Origin of the sequence: Sphingobium phenoxybenzoativorans, from assembly GCF_018286635.1 — a bacterium.
GTDB classification, from domain to species: Bacteria; Pseudomonadota; Alphaproteobacteria; order Sphingomonadales; family Sphingomonadaceae; genus Sphingobium; species Sphingobium phenoxybenzoativorans.
In genome coordinates, this window is sequence record NZ_CP073910.1 from 2,246,048 (window position 1) to 2,260,658 (window position 14,611).

Sequence of the window (14,611 nt, forward strand, 5' to 3'; positions counted from 1 at the left end):
GAGAAGCGGCTATGTCTGGAGAATTGGCAGATAAGGTCATCATCGTAACGGGTGCGGCTGGCGGGATTGGCCGGGAAGCGGCCATTCGCTTTGCGCGTGCAGGTGCGCAAATCGCCATTGCCGACCTGATGGTCGAAGGCAGTGAAGAAACGGCGCAGATGATCACCAAGGACGGCGGAAACGTGATCGTCGTTCGCACCGACATCACGGCTGAGGAAGATGTCGAGGCGCTGGTCAATCGTACGCTGAGCCATTTCGGTCGCATCGACGGCGCGTTCAACAACGCTGGATTGGAACAGGCAGACAAGCTGCTCCACGAAATATCCCTGAAAGAATGGCAGAAGGTGGTCGGGGTTGATCTGACCGGCGTATTTATCTGCATGAAATATCAGATTCCGCCCATGCTGAAGGCTGGCGGCGGTTCTATCGTCAATACCGCCTCAGGATTGGGGCAAGTCGCTATTCCCAAAGCCTCCGAATATGTCGCCGCCAAGCATGGCGTAATCGGTCTCACGCGCGCCGCAGCGGTGGATTATGGAAAGCAGGGCGTGCGGGTCAATGCGATCCTGCCCGGCATTATTGAAACGCCGATGGTTAGCCGGCTCGTGAATGATCCGGCGTTTCTGCCAATCTTCGACAGTTATCGCGCCCGCCATCCGATGGGACGGCTTGGCAAGCCTGAGGAGGTTGCCGAAACCGCATTGTGGCTGCTGTCCGATGCAGCGTCCTACATTCACGGCGCGGCAATTTGCGTCGATGGTGGCGCGTTGGCAATTTAAGCGCGGCGCAAGCCGATTGAATATCCGGATAGGGGCTGCCCAGTAGGCGATCGCAATCGCGATCTTCCATGTTGGGCGGCCTTATTCGGTTCAACTTTCAGATTTTGTCCGGCCTCAATTTTCGATCAGCGTTTCGAAGAAGCTTGCATCGGGCGGACCGTCGAGTGCGGCCATGATTGGCCCGAAAGCGCTCTTGGGAATCGACGCTCCGCTTTCCTTCTGCGCGTCGGCGCTGGACCATGTTTCAATGAAGATGAAGCGCTTGCTGTTTCCCAGGTCGCTTAACAATTCAATACCCTCGCACCCGTTCAACGGGCGAACGATTTCGGACAGGGAAACCAATGCGGTTTGCAGCGCAGCCTCGTTCCCTTCGGAAGCCGTAAGAATATAATAGCGCTTGATAGCCATAATTTACTCCTGATTATAATCGTTTAATGCGTTTTCATTGATGCGGGAATTTGGCTGCGAAGCGCAAAACTGCGCGTTCAGGAAAATGGGCCTGCGCACTCATCATATTTCTTCGCCAGACAGTTGTTTTGACAGCGCTTGCGCTGATGCAAGCACTTCGTCTTGCAACCGTTCCATCTTTTCGTCGCGAATGGTGCTGCTGATCCCGATGGCAACCAGCGCATGGTTGAGTCGCCGTCCATTTCCCCAGACGGGCGCGCTCATTACCGTAACGCCGCTCATGTAATTTCCGCTATCTACCGCAAAGCCAAGCTCGCGAGTCCGGTCGACTTCCTCCCACCATTGTTCCAGTGATGGCGCGTCGTCCCAGCGCAAAGAACGGAAGCCTGCCTCCAGGTCTTCGCGTGCGTGACCGCCAAAGGCCGCAATGCATCGGCCTGTGGCACTAACCAGAGCGGGGAAACGGCTGCCGATCTGCGTGCTGATCTGGAAATTGGAGCTGGATCGTGAAAGCGCCACTGCAATGATATGCTCGGTCCCGACAATTCTGACACCCAGCAGGGTTACGCCAAAGTTGTTGGCGATCCTGTCGAGATGGGGCTGCGCCATTTCCGTGAAATGATTCTGCCGCAACCACTGACGGGCAAGGGTCAGCACGCCGGCATCAAGGGAATAGCGTTTCGTATTGTCGTCGAATGCGACAAGCTCCTCTGCAACCAGAGCCCTGAGTACGTGCAGGCAGGTGCTCGGCACCAGTCCAAGTTCGCGGGCGATCGCATGAACGCCAATCGGCGCATCATGTTTGCCAAGCAGGCGCAAAACCGCCGCAGCCCGTGAAATTGCCGGAGCTTTACTGTTTTCAACCGCGCGCGCGAGTTCGCGATCTATCCGCGGCGGGGGTGGGTTGGATGGCGTGTTTGTCTTCATGGGCAAATCCTATCGTTCAATATATACAACAACATTCTATATTTACAACAACATTCGTACGGGTATAGCTCCGAGCCGAGAGCGATCGCCCATGCGGGGCGATGCGCAATGCCCTCGCGGGCGCTGGACAAATGGATCGCATACATGGCCAAGCTGACTGACTACACGAGTTATGCCGATGCGCAGCAGTACGCCTCATCAACGGCGCTTTGGGACCTGTTCGACGGAAATCTCGACCGCCTGAACATCGCCCATGAATGCATCGATCGTCATGCGGATGGCAGTGGCCGGATCGCCGTGCGCATTGCCCACTCCGACGGCCGCGATGAAGCGTTGAGCTTCGATCAGATATCGAGTGGTTCCTCGCGTTTCGCGCACTGGCTGCAGGAAAACGGCATCGAGCCGGGTGAGCGCGTCGCCTTCATGCTGGAGCCGTCGCTGCCATTCTATCTGTGCCTGTTCGGCGCGATCAAGCGTGGCGCAATCAGCGTTCCTCTGTTCACGCTGTTCGGCCTCGACGGGCTTCGTCTTCGCGTTGACGACTGCAAGCCGAAGCTCTTGATCACCAATGCGGAAAAGTTTGAGATGGCTTCGCAGGTCGAGGGCGTGCGGGTCATCGTTGCGGATGACGCGCTGCTGGCCGAACTGACCCAGTATCCCGATTCCTATGAAGTGACCAGCAAGGCCAATGACCTTGCTATCTTCCAATATACTTCGGGAACGACGCGCCTGTTGCCGGCCGCCGTCAAGCACACGCACCGTGCGCTTGTCGTGCTGATGTTCGCCGCGCTCTATGGCACGGGCATTCGGCCGGAAGACCAGTTCTTCTGTCCGTCCTCGCCGGCCTGGGGCCATGGTCTCTGGCATGGCACCCTTGCGCCGCTGGGGCTGGGCGTGACCACGGGAACATTTGCCGGACGTTTCGACGCAACCCGGCTGATGAAGGCCATGCAGGATTATGGCATCACCAACATGTCCGCGGCATCGACCCATTATCGCATGATGCGCAATGCGGGGACGGCAGACCAGTTCACATTCGCCATAAAGAAGCTGTCTTATACCGGCGAACCGATCGATTCCGCGACGCTCGACTTCATCGATGCCACATTCCACGTTCCGGCGTGCAGCATGTATGGCACCACGGAAATCGGCGTGGTGCTGGTCAACTATCCGGGCGCTCCTGACTTTCAGGTCAAGCCGGGTTCACTGGGGAAGCCCATTCCCGGCCAAAAGCTGGAAGTGCAAAAGCCGGACGGTACGCCTTCCGACCCGGATGTTATCGGCGAGCTGATGCTTTGGCGCCGTGAGGGTTGGGAAACCACCAAGGATTTGGCGAAGATCGACGACGAGGGCTATTTCTATCATGCGGGCCGCGCGGATGACGTGATCATCTCGGCGGGCTGGACGATGAGCGCCGTCGAAATCGAAAATACGCTGCTCAAGCATCCCGACGTCAAGGAAGCGGCCGTCATTGGCGTGCCAGACGCGACGCGCGGTCAGGTGGTCAAAGCCTTCATCGTCACGCCGCGTCCGGGCGACGACGAATATGTCAAGGAACTGCAAGTCTTTACCCGCGAAAGGCTGAGCCAGCACGAATTTCCGCGTCATGTGGAAATTGTCGAAGAACTGCCCAAGACGCCGGCTGGCAAGGTCAATCGCAAAATCCTTCGCGACCAGGAACAGGAAAAGCTGGCCGCTGCTGCAAACTAAAAACGAAAAGGAGTGCCGACATGGCAACGATAGCTGCTGAATCCACGAATAAGTTTCCAAAGATCACCGAGGCGGGCTTGGACGATCTCCGTAAGCGCATCGGTATTGCGATCACGGATACGGTCGAGCCCTGGAACTACGAAGCGACCCGCGATGGTATCCGCCATTATGCGCACGGCATTGGCGATGATAACCCCCTGTGGTGCGACCCGGCCTATGCGGCGAAATCGCCTTATGGCGAAATCGTTGCTCTGCCGAGCTTCCTGTTCTCGACCAGCCGTATCGTGTCCGGATATTGCGGCGGCCTTGCTGGCGTGCACGCCATGTGGGCGGGCGCTGACTGGACCTGGCATAAGCCGGTTCTGCGTGGCGACACCATCTCGACTCAGGCGTATCTGAAAGATCTAATCGAGCATCAGACCCGTTTCGCGGGACGGTCTTTCCAGCAGATCTATCACACCGACTTCTTCAACCAGCATGGCGACAAGGTTGCGGAGTGCGATAGCTGGGTGTTCCGCACCGATCGTGACGAAGCGCGCGAACGCGGCACCAAATATACCGAGGCGCGCGGCCGTGTTGAGCCGTTCACTGAGGAGCAGCTCCAGGAATTCTATAAGCTGTATGAAGCTGAAGAAATCCGCGGCTCTACCCCGCGCTATTGGGAAGACGTCAAGGAAGGCGAGGCACTGCCCCGCATGATGAAGGGGCCGATGACGGTCACCGGCTTCATCGGTTATGCGCAGGGTTGGGGCGGCCTTTACATCCGCACCAACAAGATCGCGTACAAGATGTTCGCCAAGCATCCGGGCCTGGGCATCAGGAACCGTTTCAATGTTCCCGATTGCCCTGAGCGCGTGCACTGGGATGAGCCGTTCGCTCTCGAAGTGGGCGCGCCCGGCGCGTACGATTACGGCCCTGAGCGTTGCTCCTGGCTGACGCATCACCTCACCAACTGGATTGGCGACAAGGGCTTCCTGCGCCAGAGCAAGTGCCAGATCCGGCGCCACAATCCGGACGGCGATGCGGTGTTTATCGACGGCTCCGTGACCCGCAAGTTCCAGCAGGACGGACGCAACCTGGTTGAACTCAGCCAGTTGGCGACGACCCATCGCGGCGAAACATCCGCGATTGGTTCTGCAATCGTCGAGCTGCCCTCGCGCAGCTAAATGAGATAGCCGCGCGGCCAATCTTTGGCCGCGCGGCGCTCAGCCAATGCTGCGGTGCCTGATACGCGGCTTCCAGTGCCATAAGAATAAGAACGGCCTCTTTTGCGATGACAGTTTTGCAGAGCCTCTTTGACGGGGCTTCAGACGAGAGCGCGGCGCGTGCTGCGCACAATCGAGCGCTCGCCGATGAGTTGCAGGCTCGTGTTGCGACAGCGGCGCTAGGCGGGTCGGAAGCGCATCGCGCCCGGCATGTCGCACGTGGCAAGCTGTTGCCGCGGGACAGAATTCATCGCCTGCTTGATCCCGGTTCTCCGTTTCTGGAGATTGGTCAGCTTGCCGCCAATGGCATGTATGATGAGGAGGGCGGTCCTCCAGGCGCTGGCGTGATAGCTGGCATCGGCATGGTACGCGACCGTCATTGCATGATCCTGGCCAACGACCCGACGGTGAAGGGTGGCGCCTATTTCCCGATGACGGTGAAGAAGCATCTTCGTGCGCAGGAAATTGCGCGCGAAAACAAGCTGCCCTGCATTTACCTGGTCGACAGTGGCGGCGCGAACCTGCCGCACCAGGCCGAGGTGTTTCCTGATCGCGAACATTTTGGCCGCATCTTCTACAATCAGGCGCAGATGTCGGCTGAGGGCATTCCGCAGATCGCCTGCGTGATGGGAAGCTGTACGGCTGGTGGCGCCTATGTTCCCGCCATGTCGGATGAGACGGTGATCGTCCGCAATCAGGGCACGATTTTCCTGGCCGGTCCACCTCTGGTGAAGGCGGCGACCGGGGAGGTGATCTCGGCCGAGGAATTGGGCGGTGCGGAAACGCATGGCCGCAGGTCCGGCGTCGTCGATCATGTCGCGGAAAATGACGAGCATGCTCTGCTGATCGTTCGTGACATCGTGGCGACCTTGCAACCGCTGTCTCCTGCCTCGGTGAACACCGCCAAGCCGCGCGCGCCGAAATATGATCCGGCTGAGCTATACGGCATTGTGCCGTCCGACGTCCGTGCGCCTTATGATGTCCATGAGGTCATTTCGCGCATCGTCGATGGCAGCGAATTTCATGAGTTCAAGGCGCTGTACGGCACGACCCTTGTTTGCGGCTTCGCGCATATCTGGGGCATGCCGGTGGCGATCCTGGCGAATAATGGCGTGCTGTTCAGCGAGTCCGCTCTCAAGGGCGCGCACTTCATTGAACTCGCCTGTCAGCGCCGTATTCCGCTGCTGTTCCTGCAGAATATCTCCGGCTTCATGGTCGGCGGCAAATATGAGGCGGAAGGCATCGCCAAGAACGGCGCGAAGCTCGTCACCGCCGTCGCCACCGCCAGCGTGCCTAAGATCACCGTACTGATCGGCGGCAGCTTCGGCGCGGGCAATTACGGCATGTGCGGCCGCGCCTATCAGCCCCGCTTCCTGTTCACCTGGCCCAATGCGCGGATCAGCGTGATGGGCGGTGAGCAGGCGGCGAGCGTCCTTGCCACCGTTCATCGCGACGCCGACAAATGGAGTGCTGACGAAACGGAAGCTTTCAAAGCTCCGATCCGCCAGAAATATGAAGATGAAGGCAATCCCTACTACGCCACTGCGCGGTTGTGGGATGATGGTATTATCGATCCCGCCCAGACGCGCGATGTGTTGGGGCTGGCTTTTGCCGCCTCTTTGAATGCCCCAATCCCCGAACGGCCGCAGTTCGGCCTGTTCAGGATGTAATGGTCATGATCAAATCGCTCCTCATCGCCAATCGTGGCGAGATCGCCCGCCGTATCATCCGCACCGCGCGAGATATGGGCATCCGGACCATTGCAGTGCATTCGGATGTCGATGCTGACATGCCCTTCGTGCGCGAAGCGGACGATGCGGTTTGCATTGGCCCCGCACTGGCGCGGGAATCCTATCTTGTGCAGGCGAAGATACTCGACGCCGCGAAAGCAACCGGGGCAGAGGCTATTCATCCTGGTTATGGCTTCCTGTCCGAAAATGCGGAGTTCGCCGAAGCGGTCGAGGCTGCCGGAATTATCTGGGTTGGCGCGCCTGCTCATTCGATCCGTGCAATGGGTCTGAAGGATGCTGCGAAGAAGCTTATGGTGGAGGCCGGTGTGCCGGTCACGCCCGGCTATATGGGCGAAAACCAGGACCCTGCCCATCTGAAGGCCGAAGCGGATCGGATCGGATATCCCGTTCTGATCAAGGCGGTCGCGGGCGGCGGCGGCAAAGGCATGCGCAAGGTCGATGATAGCGACCAGTTCGCGGACGCCCTGCTATCCTGTCAGCGCGAGGCTTCCGCGTCCTTCGGCGACGACCGCGTATTGATCGAAAAATATATCCTCGGTCCGCGGCATATCGAAGTGCAGGTCTTTGGCGATCGCCTTGGCAATGTCGTCCACCTGTTCGAACGGGATTGTTCGCTCCAGCGCCGTCACCAGAAGGTGATCGAGGAAGCCCCGGCTCCGGGCATGGATGCGGCAACACGTACCGCCATTTGTGAAGCCGCGATCAAGGCAGCGAAAGCGGTCGATTATGTTGGCGCTGGCACCATCGAATTTATCGCCGACGCATCGGAAGGGCTTCGCGCTGACCGCATATGGTTCATGGAGATGAACACCCGTCTGCAGGTTGAGCATCCGGTCACAGAGGCGATCACCGGGCAGGATCTGGTGGAATGGCAGTTGCGGGTCGCGTCGGGCGAACCGTTGCCGCTGCGCCAGGACCAGCTTTCGATCAATGGCTGGGCGATGGAAGCTCGCCTCTATGCAGAAAACCCTTCGACGGGCTTTCTCCCATCGACCGGGCCTTTGACCCGGCTGCGCCTTCCGGAAAATATCCGGGTCGACAGCGGTGTCGAAGAAGGCGGTGAAGTGTCGCCTTATTATGATCCGATGATCGCCAAGCTGATCGTTGCCGCGCCGAACCGTGCTACGGCGGCCGCCAAGCTCACCGAGGCGGCAGGGACTGTCGAGGTATGGCCTGTGCGCACCAATGCGGCCTTTTTGGCGCGGGCGGCGGCCGATCCCGATTTTGTCGCGGGTCATATCGATACCGGATTTATTGAGCGGCATGCTGATCGCCTGGTCCCCGCGACCGATCCTTCGGCGAAAGTTCAACAGGCGGCAGCCAAAGCGCTTCTTCCTGCGGAACCACTTGATCCCTGGAAAGCGATCGCCGGTTTTCGCGCAAATGCCGCGCCGGAAAACCGGGTCGCGGTGGAGATCGCCGGACATGGGCATGTGGTTGAGCTGGATGGTGCGGAACCTTCCGGTGCGATTTGCGACATTCGGGACGAAACCCTGCTGTTCATTGACGGTGAGGCATGGCCCATCAACGCGCCACAGGCTGATCATGCCGGAGGCGGCGGAGCCGTTTCGGACGGTGCGCTACTTGCGCCTATGCCCGGCAGGGTGATCGCTGTTGAGGTGACCCAGGGCGACAAGGTTACCAAGGGGCAGAAACTTTTGGTGCTTGAGGCCATGAAAATGGAGCAGGCAATGCTTGCGCCGTTTGATGGCGTCGTTGCCGAATTGCAGGTCTGGGCTGGAGGACAAGTGTCGGAAGGCACTGTGCTGGCGCGCATCGAGAAGGAAGAAGGCTGATGGCTGGGCGCTGGTTTGACGAATGGCAGGTAGGCGACAGGATCGTCCACGAGATACGCCGCACCGTCACCGAAACGGACAATCTGCTGTTTTCGACGATGACGCACAATCCACAGCCATTGCACATCGATGTAGAGGCGGCAAAGGCCAGTGAGTTTGGCCAGATTCTGGTCAACGGCACTTTCACCTTCGCCCTGATGATCGGCCTTTCCGTGGGTGACACTACTCTTGGCACGCTCCTGGCCAATCTGGGGTATGACAAGCTGGTGATGCCCAAGCCGGTTTTTATCGGCGACACCATGCGTGCAGAAACGGAAGTCGCAGAAATCCGGGAATCCAAATCCCGTCCGGAAACCGGCATCGTGACCTTCCGCCATGTTTTGCTCAATCAGCGTGATGAGATCGTCTGTCAGTGTCTGCGGTCCGCCCTCCTGCGGAAAAAGCCCTCTTAAGGATTTCCCACCTCATGAAACTTCGCTCGCTGCTTTTCGTCCCTGGAGATCGTCCAGAGCGAATGGAAAAGGCGCTGGGTCTGGGCGCTGATGCGCTGATCCTCGATCTGGAAGATTCCGTCGCAGAGTCCGCGAAAGGCGCCGCGCGGGATCATGTCAGCGCATTTCTTGCCAAGCCCCGCGATCATGGCGTCACCATTCTTGTCCGGGTGAATCCGCTGGATGGTCCCCATGCAGAGGCCGACATTGCTGCAATTGCCATAGCGAAGCCGGATGCCCTGGTATTGCCGAAGGCGGAGGGCGGCGCATCAGTGAGAAAGCTGATGACTCTCCTGTCCGGCAAGGGCTGTTCGGCTCCTATTCTGCCTATCGCAACCGAAACGCCGGCCGCTATTTTCATGCTGGGAAGCTATGGCGAGGTCGCTGATCAGCTTTGCGGCCTGACCTGGGGGGCAGAGGACTTGCCCGCAGCCATAGGAGCCGCCACCAGCCGGGATGAGCAGGGGCAATTGCTTCCACCCTATGAGATGGCGCGTTCCCTCACCTTGTTTGGGGCGCATGCCGCGGGCGTAGCAGCGATAGAAACGGTTTATCCGGACTTTCGCAATGTCGAGGGAATGACTGCCTATGCCGCGCGCGCGGCGCGCGATGGCTTTACGGGCATGATGGCGATCCATCCCAGCCAGATAGCCATTATCAACGCTGCATTCACGCCATCGGAATGCCAGATCGCCCATGCCAGGGGAGTCGTTGAAGCGTTTGCCGCCAACCCCGGCGCCGGCGCGCTTCAGCTTGACGGAAAGATGATTGATGCACCGCATCTGAAGCAGGCCAAGGCGCTTCTTGCCCGTGCCTGACGGTGTCGAACCCGGCGGACTTTTCCGCAGCGGGTTCATCATGCGCCAAGCGAATGCGAAATTCGGTTACGTTGTTGTTTCTCAGTATAAAAGTTGTGCCGACTTGTGGGCTATACCGCGCGTTCCTAGCTGCACCCGGCGCCACAAGAGGCTTGCGATCCTGCCAGCCCGACGCTGCCCACATGCAAGGGCACGGCGCGGAGGAATGCAGACGTGACCCAAAATTACGATTATATCATTATCGGCGCCGGCTCTGCCGGCTGCGTGCTTGCCAATCGCCTGAGCGCCGACCCTTCCTTATCAATATTGCTGGTCGAGGCCGGCCCGTCCGACAATAGCTGGCTTGTCGATATGCCGCGTGGAATTGGCAAACTTCTGACGCCTGGCAACGCCCATGTCTGGACCTATGAGGCGGCGCACAGCGGTAATAAAAAAGCCGAGATATGGCTTAAGGGCAAAACCCTGGGTGGGTCGAGTTCGGTCAACGGAATGCTCTATGTACGGGGACATCCAAGCGACTATGATCGCTGGGAGGCGGCGGGTTGCACTGGCTGGGGCTGGAGCAGCATGAGGCCGGTGTTCGAGGCTATGGAAAGTATTTTCGAGGAGCGGGCGGATAGGCGCAGCGGCAATGGTCCGTTGAAAGTCACGTTGCGCGCGGAGAGCGGCAATTCGCTCAGCGAAGGCTTCATTCAGGCGGCGCAGTCGATTGGTCTGCCGCGTTTCCTGAACAATAATGAGGCGTCTGATGGCGGTGTTGGTTATCAGCCCGCAAGTATCTGGCGCGGCCGGCGGCAAAGCGCGGCGAAGGCGTTCCTACATCCGGTGCGTTCGCGGTCCAATCTGCATATCGCAACGAACACCGTCGCGTTGCGCATCGCCTTTGAGGGCACAAAGGCCACTGGGGTCTGGCTGAAAGGGCCGAAAGGGGAATATCTGGCCGATGCGGGACGCGAGGTCATTTTATCCGGCGGTTCGATAGAAACGCCCAAACTGCTGCAACTGTCAGGCGTGGGGCCTGCCGGACTGCTCAGCGGTTTAGATATTCCAGTCATTGCCGACCGGTCAGAAGTAGGTGAAAATCTGCGTGAGCATTTCCTTTTGCCCAACGTCTATCGCGTGACGGAGGGAAGCTTCAACAAGGATTTCCGTGGCGCTCGGCTGCTGGTCAATGTCCTGAAATATGCCCTGACGGGTTCCGGGCCAATGGCCAGCGCGGTTGCGGATGTGGTGGCTTATGCAAAAACGGACGATCGGCTGACACGGCCGGACGTACAGATTGGACTGGGGCTGCAATCGCTCTTGCCTTCGGAGCATGGCGTTGGCGTGATGCGGGAGCCGGGTATTTCGCTGGTCTCCTATCTCATGCATCCGCAGAGCCGTGGCAGCGTCCGGATCAACTCGGCCGATGTAGACGCGCCACCCTCTATCGATCCCAACTATCTGGATGTCGAAGCCGACCGGGTGGCGGCCGTCGCCATATTGAAGCTGAATCGCGAACTGATGAGCCAGCCTGCGTTGCGGCGCTTAGTGGTAGAAGAACTGGTCCCAGGTCCAGACGTCGCAAATGATGATCAGCAGATACTCGATTTCGTCCGTCGGTCCGGCTCCACCGGGTTTCATGTGTCCTGCACCTGCCGCATGGGCGCAGACGATCAGTCGGTGGTTGATCCAAAACTGCGCGTAAGGGGCGTAAGCGGGTTGCGGATAGCCGACACGTCGATCATGCCTGAACTGACATCGGGTAACACCAACGCCCCGGCAATGGCGATCGGGTGGCGCGCGGCGGACATCATATTATCTGAGAACAAGGCGGCAAAAGATATGGGCGCCAGTGGGCGGCGCGGGGGCACAGCTTCTATCGCTGCCTCATCCTCCTGAATGCTTCATGTGATCACACTCTACGGAACAACCGAACCATGACAGACAGCAAGACAGCTTCATCGATCACTGCGATCAGGGATATCATTTCCGAGGCGCGGAACGGCCGTATGGTCATCCTTGTCGATAGTGAGGATGACGGCAGCGTGGGCAATCTGATGATCCCTGCCCAGATGACGACACCGGCGTCGATCAACTTCATGGCGACGGTAGGCAGAGGGTTGGTGTCTTTGGCCATTACACCATCCCATGCCGACTTTTTCGGGCTGTCGCAGATCGATCCTCGGGGATCATCATCGGGGCAGGAACGGTTTACCGTTTCCATCGAGGCGCGGGAGGGCGTTACGACCGGCATTTCGGCGAATGACCGCGCGCGCACGGTCGCAGCCGCGATCGACTTCACGACTGGGCGTGATGGACTGACGACGCCAGGCCATGTCTTTCCGATCATCGCGAGCGCTGGCGGCGTTTTGGAAAGAGCGCGGCGAGCGGAAGCTGCGGTCGACATCGCGAAGCTGGCGGGCTTCAACGCCTCCGGCGTGATTTGCGAGATACTGGATGCTGAGGGCAATGTGATGCGCTTGCCCGACATATACGACCTTGCCAAAGAGCATGGGCTGAAAATCGGTACGATACGCGACCTCGTATCGTACCGCCGGGAATATGACCATGACGTGGAGAAAGTCACCGAAACCGATTTTGAAAGCCGGTTCGGCGGACATTGGCGGCTGATGGTCTATCGCAACCGCGCCAGCGGCAGTGAAACCTTGGTGCTGGTCAAGGGGCCGATCGCAGCATCCAGTGAACCAATATTGGTCCGCATGCATCAGCATAGTTACCTTGCGGACTCGCTGGGTGCGATCGGGAACAGGGCAGGGTTGCTGGAAGCGGCGATGGTGCAGATTGCCGAGGCTGGCAAGGGCGTCATCGTCCTTATCAACAAATATTCCTCCACCTATTATTCCGATACCATGCTGGCGCGTGTCGCGGGTGGGGCGCCGATCGAGACGACCGATTTTCGCGATTATGGCGGGGGTGCGCAAATCCTTGCCGAATTGGGGCTGAAGGAGATCATCCTGCTGTCCAACCGGCATACTTCGTCGATGGCCCTCGTCGAATATGGGCTGAAAATTGTTGGCGTTAACACCATCGACCTTCCGCAGTGATCTTGGCCTGGATTCCAATCAAGATAGCTGCGTCGTAGATCCATTGCATTCGACAAAATATGAGGCCGCCGGGCATCCGGCGGCCTTTTTGCTGCCTGATCGGCATATATTGGTTAGACGCATCCTGGATTGGATTGGTGCTGCGAGGAAGCAGCTCGCTTTGCCGGTTGGCGACCAATCAGCAGGTAACGCGCGATCGGCAACTCTATAAGCATGTGTCGGGATCGTTCGGCCATCGCATGCTGATCGGCACCGGCAAGACCGTCGCTGACCAGCTTGAAGAATGGTATCATGCGGAGGCCGCCGACGGTTATAATATCATGTTCCCTTATCAGCCGGGCGGCATGGAGCAGTTTGTCGAGCATGTATTGCCCGAACTGCAGCGCCGGGGGGTATTCCGTACCGAATATGAAGGCGGCACCCTGCGTGAGCATCTGGGACTTCCGCGTCCGGATAACCGTCACGTCGTACGACATGATGTTGCGCGGGAACGCGCTGTCGCCACTGCAGATTGATCGACAGGAAAAGCTCAAAGACATGGCTGTAATTTCACAAGCACCGGTCGTGCGCGACGGCGCATTGTCCGAAATATGGTTCACACGGTGCCCGGTCCCGACTGCGACGGGGCTGGCCTATAAGCTCGGTTGGCTGGACGCGGAGTTTGCGCGGGACGGCATACAGCTCAAAACGCTTCAGGACGCGCCGCAGGCGCTAGCGCGCCATCATTATGATCACCGCATGCCAACCCTGATCCGTGAGGGGGGCAACCTTCTGGCGCTTGCTGCGCGTGCTCAGGGCGAGGATACACGGCTGGTCGGGTTGACCTGGATAGAAGACAGCCAGGTGATATTGGTCAGGCGGGACAGTGGCATCGCCACAGCCGCCGACTTGGCCGGAAAGCGGCTTGGCCTTCCCACTTTTACCGAGCATCCCATCCCGGAGCATGTCCGTGGCATGAGCATCACACGGGCCATGTCCTTGATGGGATATAAGGGCGCGCTGGCTTCTGCGGGTTTGACCTTCGACGATGTCGAATTGGTTGAAGTGAATGGCACGATAGGCAATGTGCAGGGTGCGCGGCTGGGGGATGGGCCGATCCAGATGTGGGCCTATGACGCATTGGCCAAAGGGAAGATCGACGCGCTTTATGTGAAGGGCGCTTCCTCTCTCGATGACGCATATGCCGCGGGCCTGATTGTCGGTATCAATCTGGACAAGCTCCCGCACCCTCATTTCCGGGTGAATAATGGAACGCCGCGGCCGATTACCGTGCACCGGCGTTTTATCGACGAGCATTTCGATTATCTGGTGCGGTTTTTCGTGCAGACGCTGGCCGCCGCGGATTGGGCGAGAGAGAATGCGGATGACGTACGCCGCATCGTCGCACAGGAGACACGCGGAACCGACGGCGCGGTGATTGATGGCTATGGCGAGGCATTCCACCATTCTCTGCAGCCCGAATTGTCGCCCGAGAGGGTCGAACTTCTTACCCTGCAGAAGAAGGCGCTATGGCTCCATGGCTTCCTGGAACGAGATTTCGATCTGGCGGAATGGATTGATCCCCGGCCCCTGGAGGAAGCAAGGCGGCGGCTCGATGCGGGGCTGACATTGCCGGCGAAGGCCAATAAGGGGGATTTTATTGGCGCGGGAACGGCTGACCTCTCTACCTGAGCGGCAAA

At 59.0% G+C, this 14,611-nt stretch carries 13 protein-coding genes; 11 read left to right on the forward strand and 2 right to left on the reverse strand.

Going from position 1 to position 14,611, the window contains the following annotated elements:
• The first annotated feature begins 11 nt into the window (after window positions 1-11).
• Complete coding sequence (locus KFK14_RS10845; RefSeq protein WP_070154491.1) at window positions 12-779, forward strand: SDR family NAD(P)-dependent oxidoreductase; 768 nt, start codon at window positions 12-14, stop codon at window positions 777-779.
• A 114-nt stretch (window positions 780-893) separates the two neighbouring features.
• On the opposite strand, the gene KFK14_RS10850 is transcribed toward KFK14_RS10845, so the two are convergent.
• Together KFK14_RS10850 and KFK14_RS10855 are read right to left on the reverse strand one after the other, a co-directional pair.
• On the reverse strand, window positions 894-1,187 hold the full coding sequence (locus KFK14_RS10850; RefSeq protein ID WP_070154493.1) for a putative quinol monooxygenase: 294 nt from the start codon (window positions 1,185-1,187) through the stop codon (window positions 894-896).
• Window positions 1,188-1,289: 102 nt separating this feature from the next.
• Window positions 1,290-2,114 (reverse strand): IclR family transcriptional regulator, encoded by an 825-nt coding sequence (locus KFK14_RS10855; protein ID WP_212610794.1) that lies wholly within the window; start codon window positions 2,112-2,114, stop codon window positions 1,290-1,292.
• 144 nt (window positions 2,115-2,258) lie between these two features.
• Here KFK14_RS10855 and KFK14_RS10860 point away from each other — a divergent pair, with 144 nt between their 5' ends.
• The 10 genes from KFK14_RS10860 to KFK14_RS10905 all read left to right on the forward strand — a co-directional run bounded on the left by KFK14_RS10860 (window position 2,259) and on the right by KFK14_RS10905 (window position 14,603).
• The gene (locus KFK14_RS10860) at window positions 2,259-3,824 is read left to right on the forward strand and encodes an acetate--CoA ligase (protein WP_212610795.1); all 1,566 of its coding nucleotides are present in this window, start codon (window positions 2,259-2,261) and stop codon (window positions 3,822-3,824) included.
• A gap of 20 nt (window positions 3,825-3,844) precedes the next feature.
• Window positions 3,845-4,990: an FAS1-like dehydratase domain-containing protein gene (locus KFK14_RS10865; protein ID WP_070154497.1), complete on the forward strand. Its 1,146-nt coding sequence runs from the start codon at window positions 3,845-3,847 to the stop codon at window positions 4,988-4,990.
• Between the two features lie 107 nt (window positions 4,991-5,097).
• A complete protein-coding gene (locus tag KFK14_RS10870; RefSeq protein ID WP_212610796.1) occupies window positions 5,098-6,699 on the forward strand; it encodes a carboxyl transferase domain-containing protein in 1,602 nt (533 codons plus the stop codon).
• A 5-nt stretch (window positions 6,700-6,704) separates the two neighbouring features.
• Complete coding sequence (locus tag KFK14_RS10875) at window positions 6,705-8,576, forward strand: acetyl-CoA carboxylase biotin carboxylase subunit (protein WP_212610797.1); 1,872 nt, start codon at window positions 6,705-6,707, stop codon at window positions 8,574-8,576.
• Complete coding sequence (locus KFK14_RS10880; protein ID WP_070154501.1) at window positions 8,576-9,028, forward strand: MaoC family dehydratase; 453 nt, start codon at window positions 8,576-8,578, stop codon at window positions 9,026-9,028. Before KFK14_RS10875 ends, KFK14_RS10880 begins: the two co-directional genes overlap by 1 nt.
• Before the next feature lie 14 nt (window positions 9,029-9,042).
• Entirely contained in the window at window positions 9,043-9,885 is an 843-nt protein-coding gene (locus KFK14_RS10885; RefSeq protein ID WP_212610798.1) for an HpcH/HpaI aldolase/citrate lyase family protein, read from the forward strand.
• Between the two features lie 213 nt (window positions 9,886-10,098).
• The gene (locus KFK14_RS10890; RefSeq protein WP_212610799.1) at window positions 10,099-11,766 is read left to right on the forward strand and encodes a GMC family oxidoreductase; all 1,668 of its coding nucleotides are present in this window, start codon (window positions 10,099-10,101) and stop codon (window positions 11,764-11,766) included.
• 38 nt (window positions 11,767-11,804) lie between these two features.
• The gene (locus tag KFK14_RS10895) at window positions 11,805-12,932 is read left to right on the forward strand and encodes a 3,4-dihydroxy-2-butanone-4-phosphate synthase (RefSeq protein WP_212610800.1); all 1,128 of its coding nucleotides are present in this window, start codon (window positions 11,805-11,807) and stop codon (window positions 12,930-12,932) included.
• Window positions 12,933-13,099: 167 nt separating this feature from the next.
• Window positions 13,100-13,447: a nitrilotriacetate monooxygenase gene (locus KFK14_RS10900; RefSeq protein WP_212610801.1), complete on the forward strand. Its 348-nt coding sequence runs from the start codon at window positions 13,100-13,102 to the stop codon at window positions 13,445-13,447.
• Window positions 13,448-13,469: 22 nt separating this feature from the next.
• Complete coding sequence (locus KFK14_RS10905) at window positions 13,470-14,603, forward strand: ABC transporter substrate-binding protein (RefSeq protein WP_212610802.1); 1,134 nt, start codon at window positions 13,470-13,472, stop codon at window positions 14,601-14,603.
• The last annotated feature ends 8 nt before the right edge of the window (window positions 14,604-14,611 follow it).